Here is a 17,184-nt window from a genome sequence, read left to right as displayed (position 1 = left end):
CGGCAAGGGCCGGTCGGGAGGGATCTCCCGCCGGAAGGCGTCTCCCGACGGGAGAGCCGTCGGGAGAACTGCCGGGAGGACCGTCAGGAAAGCGTCGCCGCCGCGGTGGGCGAGCTCTCCTTCAGGAAGGTGGTGCAGCGCTCGTACTCCTCCTGCTCACCGATGGCCTGGGCGGCGCGGGCGAGGGCGTGCAGGGCACGCAGGAAGCCCCGGTTCGGCTCGTGCTCGAACGGAATCGGGCCGTGCCCCTTCCAGCCGCTGCGGCGCAGGGCGTCCAGGCCGCGGTGGTAGCCGGTGCGGGCGTACGCGTACGACTCGACCGTGCGTCCGGCCGCGAAGGCGTCGTCCGCGAGCTGGGCCCAGGCCAGGGAGGAGGTCGGGTGCTCCGCGGCGACCTCGGCGGGCGAGGTGCCCGAGGCGAGCAGCTCACGCGGCTCGGGATCGTCGGGAAGGTGGGTCGGGGGCGGTCCCCCGAGCAGGTTCTCGTGAATGGCCATGGCCCCAGTCTGCACGCTCGCCGCCGGTGAGCGGAGGGCGGCGTGCGGAGGACGGCATGCGGAGGGCAGTACGCGACGAGCCCGGCGTCCGCGGCGGATGCCGGGTACCGGGCTCGCGTCCGTACGGTCCCCCGCCCGGGCCCGGGGCGGCCGGACGGGGGACCGTACGGAGAGATGCAGGTGGTGCTGGTGCGCCTCGCCGGACGTTACTTCATGCGGGTGCCGGTGGAGCGCAGGTCGGCGCACGCCTTGGCGACGCGCTCGGCCATGCTCTTCTCGGCCAGCTTGCCCCAGCTGCGCGGGTCGTAGGTCTTCTTGTCGCCGACCTCGCCGTCCACCTTCAGCACACCGTCGTAGTTGCGGAGCATGTGGTCCGCGACGGGGCGGGTGAACGCGTACTGGGTGTCGGTGTCGAGGTTCATCTTCACCACGCCGTTGTCCAGCGCGGTGGCGATCTCCTGCTCGGTGGAGCCGGAGCCGCCGTGGAAGACGAAGTCGAACGGGTCCTGCTTGCCGAACTTGGCGGCCACGCCCTCCTGGAGGTCCTTCAGCAGCTCGGGGCGGAGCACGACGTTGCCCGGCTTGTAGACGCCGTGGACGTTGCCGAAGGAGGCGGCCAGCAGGTAGCGGCCCTTCTCGCCCAGGCCCAGGGCCTCGGCGGTGCGGATGGCGTCGTCGACGGTGGTGTACAGCTCGTCGTTGATCTCGTGGCTGACCCCGTCCTCCTCACCGCCGGTCGGGGTGATCTCGACCTCGAGGATGATCTTCGCGGCAGCGGCGGCGGCCAGCAGCTCCTGGGCGATCTCCAGGTTGTCGGCCAGGGTCTCGGCCGAACCGTCCCACATGTGGGACTGGAACAGCGGGTTCATGCCCGCCTCGACGCGCTTGCGGGAGAGCTCCAGCAGCGGGCGCACATAGCCGTCCAGCTTGCCCTTGGGGCAGTGGTCGGTGTGCAGCGCGACGTTGACCGGGTACTTCTCGGCGACGATGTGCGCGAACTCGGCCAGCGCGACCGCACCGGTCACCATGTCCTTGCTGTACTGGCCGCCCAGGAACTCGGCACCGCCGGTGGAGATCTGGATGATGCCGTCGCTCTCCGCCTCGGCGAAACCGCGCAGCGCGGCGTGCAGCGTCTGCGTCGAGGTCACGTTGATGGCGGGGTAGGCGAACCTGCCTGCCTTCGCCCTGTCGAGCATCTCGTTGTAGACCTCGGGGGTTGCGATGGGCATCTGTCCGCTCCTTGATGGTTTGCGAAGCTCTAAGGCTCTGGTGTGGGTCAACGGAACGACGTCATCGTCGTCCCCATCCTCCCAGACGTGTGAGATTGCTCCACCCCCGCGTCCGGGGGACGGGACGGGAGCCCCCGGAGGGGCCGGTTCGCCCACCACGGCCCGGCCGGGGACCGGCCGAGGGCCTGCCGGGGGTCGCCCCCGCACCGCCGGCCGGGCCACAGAGAGTCACCGTTTCACGTGAAACAGTGACTCTCACGGACCTCTCCGGTCGCCCCGCGAGGTTTGCGCGGGGCCGGAACCGGGGCCGGAGCCAGGGGGGACGGCGGAGGCGGGTTCAGGACAGGTCCAGGTCCTCCAGCCCGTACGCCTGGTAGTACGGCAGCCCCGCCTTCTCGATCGCCGGGGCCGCACCGCGCTCGACGATGACCGCCACGCCCACGACCTCCGCACCGGCCTCCCGCAGCGCCTCGACCGCCGTGAGGACCGAGCCGCCCGTGGTGGAGGTGTCCTCGACCGCCAGCACCCGGCGGCCGGCCACGTCCGGTCCCTCGATCCGGCGCTGAAGGCCATGGGCCTTGCCCGCCTTGCGGACGACGAACGCGTCCAGCTTCCGGCCGCGTGCGGCGGCGGCGTGCAGCATCGCGGCGGCCACCGGGTCGGCGCCCAGGGTCAGGCCGCCCACCGCGTCGTACTCGACGTCGGCGGTCAGGTCGAGCAGCACCTGCCCGACCAGCGGAGCCGCCTCGGCGTCCAGGGTGATCCGGCGGAGGTCCACGTAGTAGTCGGCCTCCTTGCCGGAGGAGAGGGTCACCCTGCCGTGGACCACGGCCTTGCCCTTGATCTGCTGCAGAAGCTTCTCGCGCGCGTCGCTCATGCCGATGAGCCTAAGCCAGCCCCGCGCCGCCTCCGCGCCGCTCCCCTCGGCCCCGGCCCCGGCCCTACGCCGGCCTGCGCCACGACCAGACCGTGGAGACCTCCAGCGGATCGATGGGTGTGACCAGGCGGGGGTGGGAGTTGAGCCCGTCCGGCGGGCCGGTCTGCGGCTCCACGCAGACGGCCTCGGGCTGCTCGTCGTAGACGACCACCCACTCGGCGCGGCTGGCGACCTTCAACTCCAGCTCACCCGGCCAGGTCAGTGTCACGTCCACCCCGTCCGGCATGCCGAAGCAGTCGTCCCAGGGCCCCGGGCGCGGTTCGATGCGGCGACCGGTGGGGATGTGGTCCTCGCCCCGCTCCTCCTGCCAGGCGGGAGCGAAGTCCAGTTCCACGTCCTGCCCGCCCTGCCCGAGGTTGCGCAGGAACCAGGGGTGCCAGCCGGCCTGCGCGGGGAAGGAGTCCCCGGCCGTCTCCACACCCAGTGTGAGGGTGAGCGCGCCGCCGTCCTCGGCCAGCTCCACCACCTGCGTCACCCGGCCCGGCCAGGGCCAGGGGTCGGTGAGGTCGCGGTAGAAGGAGGCGGTCCGCCCGTCGCTGCGGACCGTGTGCCAGGGAGCGGCCCGCACGGTGCCGTGGATGGCGTGCTCCCCGGCGGTCACGGGGAGCTGGTACCGCTCGCCGCCGTTGAGGAACCGCCCCTGCCGGGTCCGCCCGCACCAGGGCACCATCACGAACGCGCCGTACCGCAACCCCTGCCTCAGCACCTCCGTACCGTCGATGCGCAGGGAGGAGATCCGGCAGCCGCGGGCCGGGTCGACGGTCACCTCGGTGCCGCCGGCTCGCAGACGGACTCCGCTGTCTGTGTCTTGGGCGTCATGGAGAGTCACATCCATGACCTTAACCGCGACGGCCTGCGGTAACCGCGATCTTCAACGCCGTCGCCGCAGCACGCGGCCCACCACGACCGCCGAGGCCACCGCCAGCGCCGCCGCCGGAGCGGCCCAGCGCAGCACCGCCGCGGCCGGGGAGACCTCCTCCGGCGGGGGCAGGGGGGCGTAGCGGCCGCGCGGCGGGGCGTGGTCGACCTCCTCGGCGCTGCGCCCGATCATCGTCCGGCGGGCGTGGGCCGCCTCGGCGGCGGAACGCGACTCCTCGTCCAGTTCGTCGACGAGGTCGTCGCCCAGACCGCCCTCGAGTCCGCCGCCCTCGAACTCCCCGCCGAAACCCTCCTGGCTCGACGGGTCGAGCGAGGAGGGCGGAACCTCGACGTCGAAGACCCCCCGGCCCCGGGCCTCCTCGTCCGGGGCGCCCGGGGCGCCCGGGGCGTCCGGGGCGCCGGGCTCCTCCGGCCCTCCCGCTCCCTCGGCGCTTCCCGCGCCTGCGGTACCTCTGCCGTTCCCGGCGCCCGCACTGTTCCTGGCATCGGCCGAACCGGGCGTCTCGGGCGCGGGGATACCCGGGATCACGGGTTCGTTGTCGTCGGGCTCGCCGATCCCGCCGGGCGCGGCGACCGTACCGGCGGCGTCCACCGGGGAGACCGGGTCGGCCGCCATGCCGGCGGCCAGTTCACCGCCGAAGCGGTCCAGCAGCCGACGGCCGGCGGCGGAACGCTGCTTCTCCTCGAACTCCGTGATCCGGCCGTCGCCGCGCAGCTTCCCGGTGCAGACGAGCACGGTGCCCTCGCCGTCGTCGGCCGGGCGCGGCACGATCGTCAGGGCCAGCTCCACCGAGCCGTCGCCCCGGGCCTCCGCACCCTCCGCGCGGATCGCGCAGACACCGCCCTCACCACCCTCGCCGTCCGCGTCGTACGTCAGACGCAGGCTGCCGCGGTAGGTGATGCTGGAGCCCCCGATCCGCACCCGCAGCCGCCCCCGGACGACCGCGCCGCCTCCGGCGGGCATCGTGTCCGGGGCCTCGGGTTCCAGGCCGTCGGGCTGGAGCCCCGGCACACAGCGCACGGCGCGCTCCGGCTCGGCGAGCGCCGCCCGCACGGCCGCGGCAGTGAACGGAACGTACACCTCATGCTCCATGGGGCGGAGCCTACCCAGTACCTCCCCCGCCAGTGCCCGCTCCGTACGGGCGTCGGCACGTCGTACTCCGCGCGCCCCTCGCTCCCGGGTGCCGGGTTCCCCCGCCCGGGCGCGTCGCTCAGTCCCGGTAGCGGGGGTGCGTCAGGGTGGAGGGCCGCAGGCCGGCGATACGGTTCTGCTCCGCGCGAGCCGCGGCTCGGCGCAGGTCCGCCGCGCCGAAGGCGCGCGGGGCCGGACCGCCCGGCCCGAGGGCGAGCGGCGGTGGAGCGCCGTGCGCCGCCAGCACGAAGCCCCAGTCGCCGGGCCTGTCGCCGGGCCCGTCCCGGCCTCCCGCGGCCGTGCCCTCGCGCCCCTGCGGGCGGCCGGAGCCGGCGGGGAGGCCGGACAGCCGCCCGTCCACCGTGTAGGGGGCGGTGCGCAGGCCCGCGGTCCGCAGTGTGGTCTCCACCGTCCAGTACGTGCGGGGGCGTTCCCCGGCCGGTCCCGCGTGCACCGCCAGCCGCCCCCGCTCCGACAGGGCCCGCGCGGCCAGCCCGAAGAACTCCTGCGAGTACAGCCGGGAGCTGTCCGAGGCTCCGGGGTCGGGCAGATCGGAGACGATCACGTCGTACGGCGGCCGGCCGGAGTCCGGCCAGGAGCGCAGCCAGTCGAAGGCGTCCCCCGTCTCCACCCGCACCCGCGGGTCGTCCAGCGAACGGCGGTTGAGGCGGCCCAGCACCGGATCGGTGCGGGCCAGCTCCACTACGCCCGGGTCGAGCTCCACCACCGTCGCCGACTCCACCCCCGGATGGCGCAGTACCTCGCGCAGGGCCAGTCCGTCGCCGCCGCCCAGGACCAGCACCCTGCCGTGCGGGCCCGCCGCCATCGCGGGGTGGACCAGCGCCTCGTGGTAGCGCCGCTCGTCCCCGCCGCACACCCGCAGCCGACCGTCGAGGAACATCCCGAAACCGGTCGGCTCGCTCCCGCCGGAGTGCCGGACGCCCTCGGTGAGCACGATCTCCTGTACGGCGGTGTTCCGCACCGTCCGCACCTCACCGCCGTACACCGCCCGGCGCGCGGCCTGCTCGAAGGAGTCGACGACGGCGACCCCGGTGACCAGCAGTGCCACCACCAGTGCGTTGACGAGCAGCAGGGTGCGGCGCGAGCGGGGCGACAGGTCGCCGCGGAACAGCCACAGCACCAGCACTCCGCCCGCGACGGCGTTCACCGTCCCGACCACCAGGGCTCCGGGGAGCTGGCCCATCAGCGGGAGGAGCAGGAAGGGGAAGGCGAGTCCGCCGGCGAGGGCGCCCACGTAGTCCGCGGCGAACAGATCGGCGACCGCGCCGCCGGCGTCCTGTTTCCGGATCCGCTGGATGAGGGTCATCAGCAGCGGCATCTCGGCGCCGATGAGGACCCCGATGACCAGCGAGAAGCCGATCAGCACCGCCAGCGAGCCGCCGACCCAGGCGAAGTAGGCGTACAGCGCCATCGCCGATCCTCCGCCGACCAGCGCCAGCAGCGCCTCGACGATCCCGAACCCGGCCGCGGCGCGGGTGCGCAGACGCTTGGCGAGCAGCGATCCCAGGCCCATGGCGAAGACCATCACCGACAGCACGACGGAGGTGTGGGTGACGGAGTCGCCGGCCAGATGGGAGCCGAGGGCGACGAGTTCGAGTTCGTAGACGAGACCGCAGGCGGCGCAGACGAAGACCGCGGCGAGGACGAGGAGGCGCCCGGTCCCGGGTGGCACGGGCAGCCGTACGAGTTCCTGCGGCCGTTCCCGTTCCCGTTCCCTCGCCGGCTCCTGCTCCCGCGGTGACGCCTGCGACGGGGCCCGTGGCGGCTCCTCCCGCGGCGGCGCGGGCCCCGACGTCCCCGCCGGCACGGAAGCGGGCATTTCGATCATGCCGGGAACGCTACGGGACGCCTCCCGCGAGTCCTGTCACCCACACAGGTGCAATGAACCGTACGTGTGCGCGAACCGGCACCCCTTGATCCCGTGTGCGGCGCGTACGCCCCGGCGGGGGCGCGGAGCGCGCCGGGGGCGCACGGCGGAGCGGGAGCGTGCGGCGCGCACCCGCGTACGCCCCGCACGGGTCGCGCCGGGGTCACACGCCCGCCCGCTCCGGTTCCCGTACGCGCGCCCCCACCCTGGTGTGGGTCACGACGAGCCGCCGCTCCTGCGGGTAGGCGTGCCAGGTCCGCCAGTGCGTCTGGCAGCCGCGCCGCTGGACCAGCAGGGCGGTGAAGGCGTTCGGGCTGCCGGGGAAGGTGCCGGCCAACCCGTGCGGGTGGTCCGCGACGAGCGCGAGCAACTCCTGGGCGCGCCCCGCGAAGGAGCCGTCGGAGAGCGTCTCGACGCGCGCCGCGAACGCGTACTCCCGGTCGTCCATCCGCTTCGACACCCCCAGCGGCAGCGGTGTCCTGCTGCCGGGGATGCACGCCACGGTCTCCGAGCAGAAGATGCCGCCCTCGTCCGCGAGCAGCACCTGGTGGGAAGCGCCGAGAAGTCTCAGCTGGACCGCTGTTCCCTCGAGTTCGAGATCCAGCTTCGCCAGGGCCGGCATGGGTTCGCGCCCGAGTGCCCAGGCGAGGTCACCGGCGCGGGTGTCTGTGTACGGGGTCTTGAGATCGGTGAGCATGGGTCGGCTCCGCAACGCTGTGAGGGCAGACCGGCTCGGCCCCTGGAACAGGACCCCGAAGGGGGCAGGGATACTGCCTGCCGCCGGCTCGCGCCCACGTGAAGTCCGGGTACATCAGTCACCGAATCACGGAATGTGCGGCTCCTACAGGCTTTTTACTCACCTTCGTCTGTTTTCCATACCAGCGGGGGCCTAGCAGGTCAGATGTTCTCCCCGTTGAACTGCAACCGCCGTACGGGTGAACAGCGTCAGCCGCCTCCACATCCCCCGCCGCCACCACCGCATCCACCGCCACCGCCACCGCACGACGAACCGCCGTCGTGCGAATCACCGCCGTGGAAACCGCCGTCGTGCGAACCGCCGCCGGCCCCGATCCACACCCCCGGCGCTCCCGTGCCGGTGCTCCGCCGGGTGCGGCGGCTCCCTCTCGTGACCGCGCCGACCGCCATCACGGCCAGCGCCAGGACCACGACCATGCAGATGATGACGACCGCCGTCATGGCATCCCCCTCATGTCCCCTCGTGTCCCCCGTGCCCGCACACCCCCCGTGCGGGTCTGGAGTCACGATCCCCCCGCGCCGCCCGCGTCAAAGCGGAGTTGAGGAAGTCCAGAGCTTCGGGTGGTCACCGGGCGCCGCCCCGCCGGGGCCGGCCCGGCGCCGCTCAGTCCCCTCCGCCTCCTCCGCCGCACCCGCCACCCGAGTCGCCCGAACCGCCGTCCGAACCGCCGTCCCCCCACCAGCCGCCGTCACCGTCCCCGGACGAACCGCCCCGGCGGCCCCCGGACGTCCGGCGCCCGCCCCGCAGGGCAGGAACGACCACCGCCAGGACCAGCAGCAACAGGAACACGGCGAGACCGCCGGCCAACCACCCCATCACGACACCCCTCTCCCGCGCCCCCACCGGGGCCGCCGTCACGACGTCCGCAGCAAAGCACGGGCGGGGGGAGTTGAGGAAGCCGGGTGCCGGGCGGAGGATGGCCGCCATGACCTCCACCGGACGACCGCTGCTCAACCGCCGCCTGGCCGGGTTCGGCACGACGGTCTTCGCCGAGATGTCGGCGCTGGCCGTCCGGACCGGATCGATCAACCTGGGCCAGGGCTTCCCCGACACCGACGGGCCCGAACAGGTCCGCGAGGCCGCCGTGCGCGCCCTGCGGGAGAGCCGCGGCAACCAGTACCCGCCCGGCCCCGGCGTCCCCGAGCTGCGCGACGCGATCGCCGGCCACCAGCGGCGCTTTTACGGCCTGGAGTACGACCCCGACACCGAGGTCCTGGTCACCGCCGGGGCCACCGAGGCGATCGCCGCCGCCCTGCTGGCCCTGGTGGAGCCGGGCGACGAGGTGATCGCGCTGGAGCCGTACTACGACTCCTACGCGGCCTGCGTCGCCATGGCCGGCGGCACCCGCGTCCCCGTCACCCTGCGGCCCTCCCCCGGCACCGGGCCGGCGTACCGCCTGGACCTCGACGAGCTGCGCGACGCCGTCACCGGCCGCACCCGGCTGCTCCTGCTGAACACCCCGCACAACCCCACCGGCACCGTCCTCACCCGCGAGGAGCTGACGGAGATCGCCGCGCTGGCGGTGGAGCGGGACCTGCTGGTGGTCACCGACGAGGTCTACGAGCACCTGGTCTTCGACGGCGAGCACATCCCCATCGCCTCCCTGCCGGGGATGCGCGAGCGCACCGTCTCCATCTCCTCCGCCGGCAAGACCTTCTCCTTCACCGGCTGGAAGGTCGGCTGGGTGACGGGCACACCGGAGCTGGTGTCGGCGGTGCGCTCGGCCAAGCAGTACCTGACGTACGTATCGGCCGGCCCCTTCCAGTACGCGGTCGCCGAGGCCCTCGCCCTGCCCGACTCGTACTACACCGGGCTGCGCGAGGACCTGCGCGCCAAGCGGGACCTGCTCGCGGACGGCCTGGCCCGGGCGGGCTTCGAGGTCTTCCGCCCGGCCGGCACCTACTTCGTCACCACCGACATCCGCGCCCTGGGCGAGAGCGACGGTGTGGCCTTCTGCCGCGCCCTGCCCGAGCGCTGCGGCGTCGTCGCCGTGCCCAACGCGGTCTTCTACGACCACGCGGAGGAAGGCGCGCACTTCGTGCGCTTCGCGTTCTGCAAACGCGAGGAGGTGCTGCGGGAGGCGGTGGAGCGCCTGGGCGCGCTGACCCCGGCCCCGGGTCCGGGCCCGAACGGCCCCCGGGCCGCCTCCTGACGGCCGGCGGCGGGCCGGGGCCGCGTACCGCCGGACCCACGCACCGGCGGCGCCCCGGCCCTCAGGGCGCCGGACGCGCGGCGGCCCCGGCGCGGCGGACGCGAAGCGTGCCGTGCACCGGGGCCGCGCGGGGCCTCGTGTGGGGGGCGGAGAGGTCAGCCCTCACCCTCACCGTCGGACTCCTCGACGTCCTTGGCCAGGCCGAGCTGCTCCACGAGCCAGCGGTCGAACTCGACCGAGGCGCGGATCCAGCTCACCGTGCTGGAGACGAAGTGCTCCAGCGAGACGCCGACGCCGACCAGCATCTGGGCCTCGCCGATCAGGCGGACCGTGCCGTCGTCGTGCGTGTGGCTGTAGACCTTCGGCCACAGGGTGCGGCGGTTCCAGTCGTCGATCAGCTCCAGCAGGCGGGTCTTGTCCTCGATGGAGTGGGGACGGTCGTAGAACGTCCGGACGGAGAAGACCTGCTGCTCCTTCTCGCCGCGGAACATGAAGTAGGTGCGGAACTCCTCCCACGGCGCCGCGAGGTCACCCTCGTCGTCGACGACGTACTTCAGCTCCATCTGGTCGAGGAGCTGCTTGACCAGGTCCTGGTCCGGGATGACGGGCCCGGCAGGCCCCGTCGGCTGCTGTTCGGGCTGCTGGCCCCCGAAGTTCGGGATCGAGGACGGGTCGATAGTCACCGTGGATTTCCCTTCATACGATTCCTGCCATCCTCCCCCACCCCGGCCCCGTCCTGGCAAGCCCGGACTTCACCGCTCGCCCGTCGGACTGACATGATCGTCCGACCGCACGGGGGTTCCCTTCCCCGGCGTCACGCATGCGTGACGGTGCCCGGCGGCCCAGGAGCCGCCGGGCACCGCCTGTCACGGCGTCGTGGTCACCGCACCGGGGTGACGGCCAGCCCCTCCTCCTCCAGGGCGACGTCCACGCGGACGGTGTCGCCGTCGCGGACCTCGCCGGCCAGGATCGCGCGGGCGAGCCGGTCGCCGATGGCCGTCTGGACCAGGCGGCGCAGCGGCCGGGCGCCGTAGGCCGGGTCGTTGCCCTCGACCGCCAGCCAGTCCAGGGCCGCGTCGGAGACGTCGAGGGCGAGGCGGCGGTCGGACAGGCGCCGGGCCAGGGCGCCGATCTGGAGCCGGGCGATGCTGCGCAGCTCCTCGCCGCTGAGCGCGGAGAAGATCACCAGATCGTCCAGCCGGTTGAGGAACTCCGGCCGGAAGGCGGAGCGGACGCTCGCCATGACCTTCTCCCGCTTCTCCTCCTCCTTGGCGAGCGGGTCCATCAGGAACTGGCTGCCGAGGTTGGAGGTGAGGACGAGGATGGTGTTGCGGAAGTCCACCGTCCGCCCCTGCCCGTCGGTCAGCCGCCCGTCGTCGAGCACCTGGAGCAGGATGTCGAAGACCTCGTGGTGGGCCTTCTCCACCTCGTCCAGCAGCACCACGCTGTACGGGCGCCGCCGCACGGCCTCGGTGAGCTGGCCGCCCTCCTCGTAGCCGACGTAGCCGGGGGGCGCGCCGACCAGCCGGGCGACCGAGTGCTTCTCGCCGTACTCGCTCATGTCGATGCGGACCATGGCCCGCTCGTCGTCGAAGAGGAAGTCGGCGAGTGCCTTGGCCAGCTCGGTCTTGCCGACGCCGGTGGGGCCGAGGAACATGAACGAGCCCGTGGGCCGGTCGGGGTCGGCGACCCCGGCGCGGGAGCGGCGTACGGCGTCGGAGACGGCGCGCACGGCCTCGCCCTGGCCGATCAGCCGCCTGCCCAGCTCCTCCTCCATGCGCAGCAGCTTCCTTGTCTCGCCCTCCAGCAGCCGCCCGGCGGGGATGCCGGTCCAGGAGGCGACGACGTCGGCGATGTCGTCCGAGCCGACCTCCTCCTTGACCATGGTGTCCTTGCTCGTCTCCTGCTCCCGCTCGGCGGCCGAGGCCTCCTCCAGCTCGCGTTCCAGGGTGGGGATCTCGCCGTACAGCAGCTTGGAGGCGGTCTCGAAGTCGCCGTCGCGCTGAGCGCGCTCGGCCTGGCCGCGCACCTCGTCGAGCCTCTCCTTCAGCTCGCCGACACGGTTGAGGCCCTGCTTCTCCTTCTCCCAGCGGGCGGTCAGCCCCCGCAGCTCCTCCTCGCGGTCGGCCAGTTCGCGGCGCAGCCGCTCCAGCCGCTCCCGGGAGCTCTCGTCGCTCTCGCCCGCCAGCGCCAGCTCCTCCATCTTCAGCCGGTCCACGGCGCGCTGGAGCTCGTCGATCTCCACGGGCGAGGAGTCGATCTCCATGCGCAGCCGGGAGGCGGCCTCGTCGACCAGGTCGATGGCCTTGTCCGGCAGGAAGCGGGAGGTGATGTAGCGGTCGGACAGGGCGGCGGCGGCCACCAGCGCGCCGTCGGCGATCTGCACCTTGTGGTGCGCCTCGTAGCGGCCCTTGAGGCCGCGCAGGATGGCGATGGTGTCCTCGACGGTGGGCTCGGCGACCAGCACCTGCTGGAAGCGGCGCTCCAGGGCCGGGTCCTTCTCGATCCGCTCGCGGTACTCGTCCAGCGTGGTGGCGCCGACCATGCGCAGCTCGCCGCGGGCCAGCATGGGCTTGAGCATGTTGCCCGCGTCCATCGCCGAGTCGCCGCCGGCGCCCGCGCCGACGACGGTGTGGAGCTCGTCGATGAAGGTGACGATCCGCCCGTCGCTGGACTTGATCTCGCCCAGGACGGCCTTGAGCCGCTCCTCGAACTCGCCGCGGTACTTGGCCCCGGCCACCATCGCGCCCAGGTCGAGGGCGACCAGGCGCTTGTTCTTCAGCGACTCGGGGACGTCGCCCTTGACGATCCGCTGCGCCAGGCCCTCGACGACCGCGGTCTTGCCGACGCCGGGCTCGCCGATGAGGACCGGGTTGTTCTTGGTGCGCCGCGAGAGCACCTGCACCACGCGGCGGATCTCCTGGTCGCGGCCGATGACGGGGTCGAGCCGGCCCTCGCGCGCCGCGGCGGTCAGGTCGGTGCCGAACTTCTCCAGGGCCTTGTAGGTGCCCTCGGGGTCGGCGGTGGTGACGCGCTGGCCGCCGCGGGAGGTCTCGAAGGCGGTGAGCAGCTTCTCGGCGGTAGCCCCCTGCTCGGTGAGCAGCCTGCCGGCCTGGCCGCCCCTGGCCGCCAGGCCGATGAGCAGGTGCTCGGTGGAGACGTAGGCGTCGCCCAGCTCCTTCGCCCGCCGGGAGGCGTCGGCGAGGACGGCCATCAGGTCGCGGTCGGGCTGCGGCTTGGCGACGGTGGAGCCCTGCACGCTGGGCAGCGAGCCCAGCAGCCGCTCGGCGGCCGAGCGCAGGGCGGCCTGGTCGGCGTCGACCGCCGCGAGCAGGTCCTGGATGTTCTCGTTGTCCTGGCCCTCCAGCAGGGCCAGCAGCAGATGCGCCGGGGTGATGTCGGGGTGGCCCCCGGTGAGGGCGCGGTTGTTGGCCGCGCTGATCGCGTCCCGGCTCCTGTTGGTCAGCTCGGCGTCCACGGGTGCGTGCTCCTCCTCCTGTCGCCAACTCTGCACACATCAGCATGCAGTAAGTTGAGTCTATTCCACTCAAGGCGTGAACGGGAGTGCCGCCGGGATAGTTTCCGGAGCATGGCCAGTGAATCCCGGCGGGACCCAAGGCACCCGGACGACGCGTACCTCGCCTTCTGGCGTGAGCGGCATCTGTGCACCCTGACCACGCTCCGCCCCGACGGCACTCCCCATGTGGTGCCCGTCGGGGTCACCTACGACCCCGGGGCCGGTCTGGCACGGGTCATCACCCGCCGCACCAGCACCAAGGTCGCCAACGTCCTGGCCGCCGCGGGGAGGCCCGGGGGCGCCCGGGCCGCCGTCTGCCAGGTGGACCGGGGGCGCTGGGCCACCCTGGAGGGCACCGCCTCGGTGCGCACCGACGCGGGCGCGATCGCGGACGCGGTCGCCCGCTACGCCGAGCGGTACGGGCGCACCCCCGCGCCCAACCCGGAGCGGGTGCTGATCGAGATCGCCCTGGACCGGGCGATGGGCACCGTCCCGTCCCTCTGACCCGTCCCCCGCCCCTCCGGTCCCCCCGGCCCGCACCCGCACACGTGCCCGCGTACGGCAGGACGCCGTCCCGCCCGGTCGCACATCGGGCGGGACGGCGTCGGCTCGTGGGCCGGCCGGGCGCGGGCCGGCGGGTGCCGCGCGGCTCAGCCGCCGGACCCGCCCGCCGCCTGGAGCAGCCGGCGCGCCTCGGCCGGGAAGGGGCGGCCCAGCACCCGGCCCCGGTCGTCGCCGACCGACATCACGGCCACCACCGTGCCGGACTGGCTCGCGGCGTCGTAGTCCCGCAGCCACGGCCCGCCGCTGGACCCCTGGGTCAGGTCGCAGGACTCCAGCAGCAGCCCGCCCACGTTCGGCTGCCGGGTGTCCCGCTCGGTCAGCAGGGTGGGCGTGCCCGCGCAGTGGGCGAGCGTCTCGCCGTCGTACGGCTCGGTGGCCGGGTAGCCGAGGGCCACGGTGCGCTCGGCCGGCTCGACGGGCTCGAAGTCCAGCCGGTTGGCGCCGACCGCCTCCTGGATCGTCCGCCCGTCCTTCTTCTCCACCTTCAGGAAGGCGTAGTCGTACGGCAGGGCCTGCGGCAGCCTCCCCCGCTTCCAGGCGGACTCCAGGTGCACCGACTCCACCCGCCAGCCGGCCCGGGCGGCGTTCGCGGTGCCGTGGCGGTCGTAGGCGGGGACGAACCAGGCATGCTTCCAGCGGGCCTCGCCGGGGTTGTGGACGCAGTGCGCGGCGGTGACGACGACGCTTCCGTTGGGGGCGTCCACGACTGCGCCGGAGCAGGCCAGCAGCTGCCCGTCCGGATAGGTCCCGATGAGCTTCCCGACGGTCCGCACCGTACCGCCGGGCCAGGGCGCCCGGGGGGTGCCGGCCCCGTCGGCCGTTGTGCGAACGGCCGCGGCGCCGGACACCGGATCGACCGCGGGGACGCCCAGGGGAGCGGCCCCCAGCAGCGCGGCGGAGGTCGTGACGGTCACGAAAGCGGCTATGACGGCACGTATCCTGTCCATGCCCTCACGCTGCGCCCCTCCCATCCCGGCATGCCATCCGCACACCGCCGGACGGGTGACACGGAGCGTCCGTTCGGGCGGACCCGGACGGACGCATGTGTACGCCGGACGGCCCCACGCCGGCCCCACACCGCCGCGCACCCGGCCCCGCCGGGCCCGCGAACGCCTCCGGCCCGGCCGGAGGACCGGCCGGGCCGGAGAGCAGGCCTCGGGGGCGCCGGGGTCCCGGCGCACCGCGGGGCGAAGGTCAGTCGGCGGAGCGCTGAGGCCGCCAGACCACCAGCGCGCTGGACTGCCGCACGTCGTGGTAGGGCACCAGGTCGCGGCGGTAGGAGGCGTGCACCTGCGCCTCGCGCTGGCGCATGGCCACCGCCGCGCCCTCCACCGCCTGCTGGAGCTCGGCCACCTTGGTCTGGAGGGCCGCGACCTGGTTCTCCAGCTCGATGATGCGCTTGATGCCCGCGAGGTTGATGCCCTCGTCCTGCGACAGCCGCTGCACCTGGCGCAGGAGCTGGATGTCCCGCGCCGAGTAGCGGCGGCCGCGCCCGGCGGTGCGGTCGGGGGAGACGAGACCGAGCCGGTCGTACTGCCGCAGCGTCTGCGGGTGGAGCCCGGAGAGCTGTGCCGCCACGGAGATGACGTAGACCGGTGACTCGTCCGTCAGCTCGTACGGGTTGGCGCGCCCCCGTCCCTGGCCCTGTCGTCCGCGGCCGTAGCCGTCCATATCGGTCAGTCTCCCTTCGCGGCCTTGAACAGCGCCGCCCGCGGGTCCTCGCCCGCGGTCGCGTCACGGTAGGACTCCAGCAGGTCCCTCGCCTTGTCGCTCAGCTCCCTCGGGACCGTCACCTCTATGGTGACCAACAGATCGCCCCTGGTGCCATCCTTGCGCACCGCCCCTTTTCCGCGGGCGCGCATCGTCCGGCCGCTCGGCGTGCCGGCGGGAAGCCTCAGGGTGACCGGCGGGCCGCCCAGGGTGGGCACCTTGATCTCGCCGCCGAGCGCCGCCTCCGTGAAGGTGACGGGCACGGTGACGGTCAGGTTGTCGCCCTTGCGGCCGAACACCGGATGCGGCTCGACGTGCACCACGACGTACAGATCGCCGTTCGGGCCGCCGCGCTCGCCCGGCGCGCCCTTGCCCCGCAGCCGGATGCGCTGGCCGTCGGACACCCCGGCGGGGATGCGGACCTGCATGGTGCGCGAGCTGGTGGCCCGGCCGCTGCCCTTGCAGACCTCGCACGGGTCCTGGGCGATCAGGCCCCGGCCCCTGCAGTCCACGCACGGGTCGGTGAGCGAGAACCCGCCTCCGCCGCCGCGGCTGACCTGGCCGGTGCCGACGCAGGTCGGGCAGACCCTGGGGGTGCCGTTCTTGTCGCCGGTGCCCGCGCATGCCTTGCACGCCGCCGAGCTGGACATCCGCAGCGGGACCGTGGCCCCGTCCACCGCCTCGGTGAAGCTGAGCGTCACCTCGGACTCGACGTCCTGGCCGCGGCGCGGCTGGGTACGTGTGCCCGCGCCGCCGCTCCGGCCGAACAGCCCGCCGAAGACGTCCCCGAGGCCGCCGCCGAAGCCGCCCGCCCCGGGGGCGCCGCCGCCCTGGGCGCCTCCGAAGAGGTCGCCCAGGTCGAAGTTGAAGCCGCCGGGGCCGCCCGCCCCCGGGCCGGCGCGGAAACCGCCGGCGCCGAAGAGCGCGCGGGCCTCGTCGTACTCCTTGCGGCGCTTGGGATCGCCCAGGACGTCATGGGCCTCGGAGACCTCCTTGAAGCGCTCCTCGGCCCGGGCGTCGCCCTTGTTGGCGTCCGGGTGGAACTCGCGGGCGAGCTTCCGGTACGCCTTCTTGATCTCCGCCTCGGTGGCGTCCTTGGGGACGCCGAGGACCTTGTAGTAGTCCTTCTCCACGAAGTCCTTGGTACTCATCCCCGGCGTCCCTCCTCCCGGTCTTCCCTCGCGTCAGCCCTGCTCGGGGCCACCGCTCTCCTCATCAGCTGCCGTCTCCGCCTGCTGGTCCTCGCCCTTGCCGGGCTGCGCGCCCGGCTGGGGCTCGGCTACGCCGACCCGCGCGGGCCGGATGGTGCGCTCGCCGATGCGATACCCGGGCTGCAGGATCTGCACGCACGTCGTCTCGGTGACGTCGGGCGAGTACGAGTGCATCAGCGCCTCGTGCACCGTCGGGTCGAAGGCCTCGCCCTCCTTCCCGAACTGCTGCAGGCCCATCTTCGCCACGACCGTCTCCAGCGACTCGGCCACCGACTTGAAGCCGCCGACCAGTTCGCCGTGGTCCCGGGCGCGGCCGATGTCGTCGAGCACCGGCAGCAGCTCGGTGAGCACGTTGGCGATCGCGACCTCCTTGACCGCCACCCGGTCCCGCTCGACCCGGCGGCGGTAGTTGGAGAACTCCGCCTGGAGCCGCTGCAGGTCCTGGGTCCGCTCGTTCAGCGCGGTACGGGTCTGGTCGAGCTGGGCGGTCAGCGCCGCCACCCGCTCGGCGTCCCCGGAGGCTCCGGGGGCCGCCTCCGGGGCCGCCTCCTCGGCGGCCTCGGAGGCCTGCGCCGCGTCACCGGGCTGCTCGCCCGGCTTGCCCGGCTCGGCGGGGACGTCGGGCTCCTGCTCGAAACCCGGGGTCTCCTCCGTCACGCTGCATCACCCTTGGGCTTGTCGTCGTCGACGATCTCGGCGTCCACCACGTCG

General features: G+C 73.7%; 16 protein-coding genes. 2 read left to right on the top strand and 14 right to left on the bottom strand.

The genetic code is table 11. The annotated features are described in order from the left end of the window. Positions 1-83: 83 nt before the first annotated feature. From ACW69E_RS19780 to ACW69E_RS19745, 8 genes are all read right to left on the bottom strand, one after another. A complete protein-coding gene (locus ACW69E_RS19780; protein ID WP_206350355.1) occupies positions 84-497 on the bottom strand; it encodes a DUF3151 domain-containing protein in 414 nt (137 codons plus the stop codon). 206 nt (positions 498-703) lie between these two features. After that, the gene (gene fbaA, locus ACW69E_RS19775; RefSeq protein WP_457499606.1) at positions 704-1,726 is read right to left on the bottom strand and encodes a class II fructose-bisphosphate aldolase; all 1,023 of its coding nucleotides are present in this window, start codon (positions 1,724-1,726) and stop codon (positions 704-706) included. 337 nt (positions 1,727-2,063) lie between these two features. Then, positions 2,064-2,603 carry an orotate phosphoribosyltransferase gene (gene pyrE, locus ACW69E_RS19770; RefSeq protein ID WP_457499605.1) on the bottom strand — a complete coding sequence of 180 codons (540 nt, stop codon included), beginning with the start codon at positions 2,601-2,603 and terminating at the stop codon, positions 2,064-2,066. 64 nt (positions 2,604-2,667) lie between these two features. Then, positions 2,668-3,498, bottom strand: coding sequence for an aldose epimerase family protein (locus ACW69E_RS19765; RefSeq protein ID WP_457499604.1), 831 nt, complete (start codon positions 3,496-3,498; stop codon positions 2,668-2,670). A gap of 36 nt (positions 3,499-3,534) precedes the next feature. Beyond that, positions 3,535-4,635 carry a hypothetical protein gene (locus ACW69E_RS19760; protein WP_457499603.1) on the bottom strand — a complete coding sequence of 367 codons (1,101 nt, stop codon included), beginning with the start codon at positions 4,633-4,635 and terminating at the stop codon, positions 3,535-3,537. 118 nt (positions 4,636-4,753) lie between these two features. Beyond that, positions 4,754-6,523: a polyamine aminopropyltransferase gene (locus tag ACW69E_RS19755; RefSeq protein WP_457499602.1), complete on the bottom strand. Its 1,770-nt coding sequence runs from the start codon at positions 6,521-6,523 to the stop codon at positions 4,754-4,756. A 202-nt stretch (positions 6,524-6,725) separates the two neighbouring features. Next, a complete protein-coding gene (locus ACW69E_RS19750) occupies positions 6,726-7,259 on the bottom strand; it encodes a DUF2617 family protein (protein WP_457499601.1) in 534 nt (177 codons plus the stop codon). Positions 7,260-7,507: 248 nt separating this feature from the next. Beyond that, positions 7,508-7,759, bottom strand: coding sequence for a hypothetical protein (locus ACW69E_RS19745; protein ID WP_457499600.1), 252 nt, complete (start codon positions 7,757-7,759; stop codon positions 7,508-7,510). A gap of 476 nt (positions 7,760-8,235) precedes the next feature. Here ACW69E_RS19745 and ACW69E_RS19740 point away from each other — a divergent pair, with 476 nt between their 5' ends. Continuing rightward, on the top strand, positions 8,236-9,471 hold the full coding sequence (locus tag ACW69E_RS19740) for a pyridoxal phosphate-dependent aminotransferase (protein WP_457499599.1): 1,236 nt from the start codon (positions 8,236-8,238) through the stop codon (positions 9,469-9,471). A 155-nt stretch (positions 9,472-9,626) separates the two neighbouring features. On the opposite strand, the gene ACW69E_RS19735 is transcribed toward ACW69E_RS19740, so the two are convergent. Continuing rightward, positions 9,627-10,154, bottom strand: a complete 528-nt coding sequence (locus ACW69E_RS19735) for a YbjN domain-containing protein (protein WP_206350342.1) — start codon at positions 10,152-10,154, stop codon at positions 9,627-9,629. Between the two features lie 197 nt (positions 10,155-10,351). Continuing rightward, positions 10,352-12,949, bottom strand: a complete 2,598-nt coding sequence (gene clpB / locus ACW69E_RS19730; protein WP_457499598.1) for an ATP-dependent chaperone ClpB — start codon at positions 12,947-12,949, stop codon at positions 10,352-10,354. Positions 12,950-13,060: 111 nt separating this feature from the next. Between clpB and ACW69E_RS19725 the strand changes: the two genes are divergently transcribed. Further along, positions 13,061-13,492 carry a pyridoxamine 5'-phosphate oxidase family protein gene (locus ACW69E_RS19725; RefSeq protein ID WP_457499597.1) on the top strand — a complete coding sequence of 144 codons (432 nt, stop codon included), beginning with the start codon at positions 13,061-13,063 and terminating at the stop codon, positions 13,490-13,492. Between the two features lie 146 nt (positions 13,493-13,638). Here ACW69E_RS19725 and ACW69E_RS19720 read toward each other — a convergent pair whose 3' ends face one another. From ACW69E_RS19720 to grpE, 4 genes are all read right to left on the bottom strand, one after another. Continuing rightward, positions 13,639-14,499 (bottom strand): trypsin-like serine peptidase, encoded by an 861-nt coding sequence (locus ACW69E_RS19720; RefSeq protein WP_457499596.1) that lies wholly within the window; start codon positions 14,497-14,499, stop codon positions 13,639-13,641. A 247-nt stretch (positions 14,500-14,746) separates the two neighbouring features. Next, a complete protein-coding gene (locus tag ACW69E_RS19715) occupies positions 14,747-15,223 on the bottom strand; it encodes a heat shock protein transcriptional repressor HspR (RefSeq protein ID WP_457499595.1) in 477 nt (158 codons plus the stop codon). 5 nt (positions 15,224-15,228) lie between these two features. Beyond that, on the bottom strand, positions 15,229-16,413 hold the full coding sequence (dnaJ, locus tag ACW69E_RS19710) for a molecular chaperone DnaJ (protein WP_457499594.1): 1,185 nt from the start codon (positions 16,411-16,413) through the stop codon (positions 15,229-15,231). A 33-nt stretch (positions 16,414-16,446) separates the two neighbouring features. Next, a complete protein-coding gene (grpE, locus tag ACW69E_RS19705; RefSeq protein ID WP_457499593.1) occupies positions 16,447-17,130 on the bottom strand; it encodes a nucleotide exchange factor GrpE in 684 nt (227 codons plus the stop codon). Positions 17,131-17,184: the final 54 nt, after the last annotated feature.

It is taken from the genome of Streptomyces sp. SS8, from assembly GCF_054072955.1.
Note: the sequence above shows the minus strand (reverse complement) of the source record. Positions and strands in the feature narration are given on the sequence as shown.

Coding starts and splice junctions, on each gene's coding strand:
- ACW69E_RS19780 (WP_206350355.1), bottom strand. CDS start 497: ATGGCCATTCACGAGAACCTGCTCGGGGGACCGCCCCCGACCCACCTT.
- fbaA (WP_457499606.1), bottom strand. CDS start 1,726: ATGCCCATCGCAACCCCCGAGGTCTACAACGAGATGCTCGACAGGGCG.
- pyrE (WP_457499605.1), bottom strand. CDS start 2,603: ATGAGCGACGCGCGCGAGAAGCTTCTGCAGCAGATCAAGGGCAAGGCC.
- ACW69E_RS19765 (WP_457499604.1), bottom strand. CDS start 3,498: ATGGATGTGACTCTCCATGACGCCCAAGACACAGACAGCGGAGTCCGT.
- ACW69E_RS19760 (WP_457499603.1), bottom strand. CDS start 4,635: ATGGAGCATGAGGTGTACGTTCCGTTCACTGCCGCGGCCGTGCGGGCG.
- ACW69E_RS19755 (WP_457499602.1), bottom strand. CDS start 6,523: ATGATCGAAATGCCCGCTTCCGTGCCGGCGGGGACGTCGGGGCCCGCG.
- ACW69E_RS19750 (WP_457499601.1), bottom strand. CDS start 7,259: ATGCTCACCGATCTCAAGACCCCGTACACAGACACCCGCGCCGGTGAC.
- ACW69E_RS19745 (WP_457499600.1), bottom strand. CDS start 7,759: ATGACGGCGGTCGTCATCATCTGCATGGTCGTGGTCCTGGCGCTGGCC.
- ACW69E_RS19740 (WP_457499599.1), top strand. CDS start 8,236: ATGGCCGCCATGACCTCCACCGGACGACCGCTGCTCAACCGCCGCCTG.
- ACW69E_RS19725 (WP_457499597.1), top strand. CDS start 13,061: ATGGCCAGTGAATCCCGGCGGGACCCAAGGCACCCGGACGACGCGTAC.
- ACW69E_RS19720 (WP_457499596.1), bottom strand. CDS start 14,499: ATGGACAGGATACGTGCCGTCATAGCCGCTTTCGTGACCGTCACGACC.
- ACW69E_RS19715 (WP_457499595.1), bottom strand. CDS start 15,223: ATGGACGGCTACGGCCGCGGACGACAGGGCCAGGGACGGGGGCGCGCC.
- dnaJ (WP_457499594.1), bottom strand. CDS start 16,413: ATGAGTACCAAGGACTTCGTGGAGAAGGACTACTACAAGGTCCTCGGC.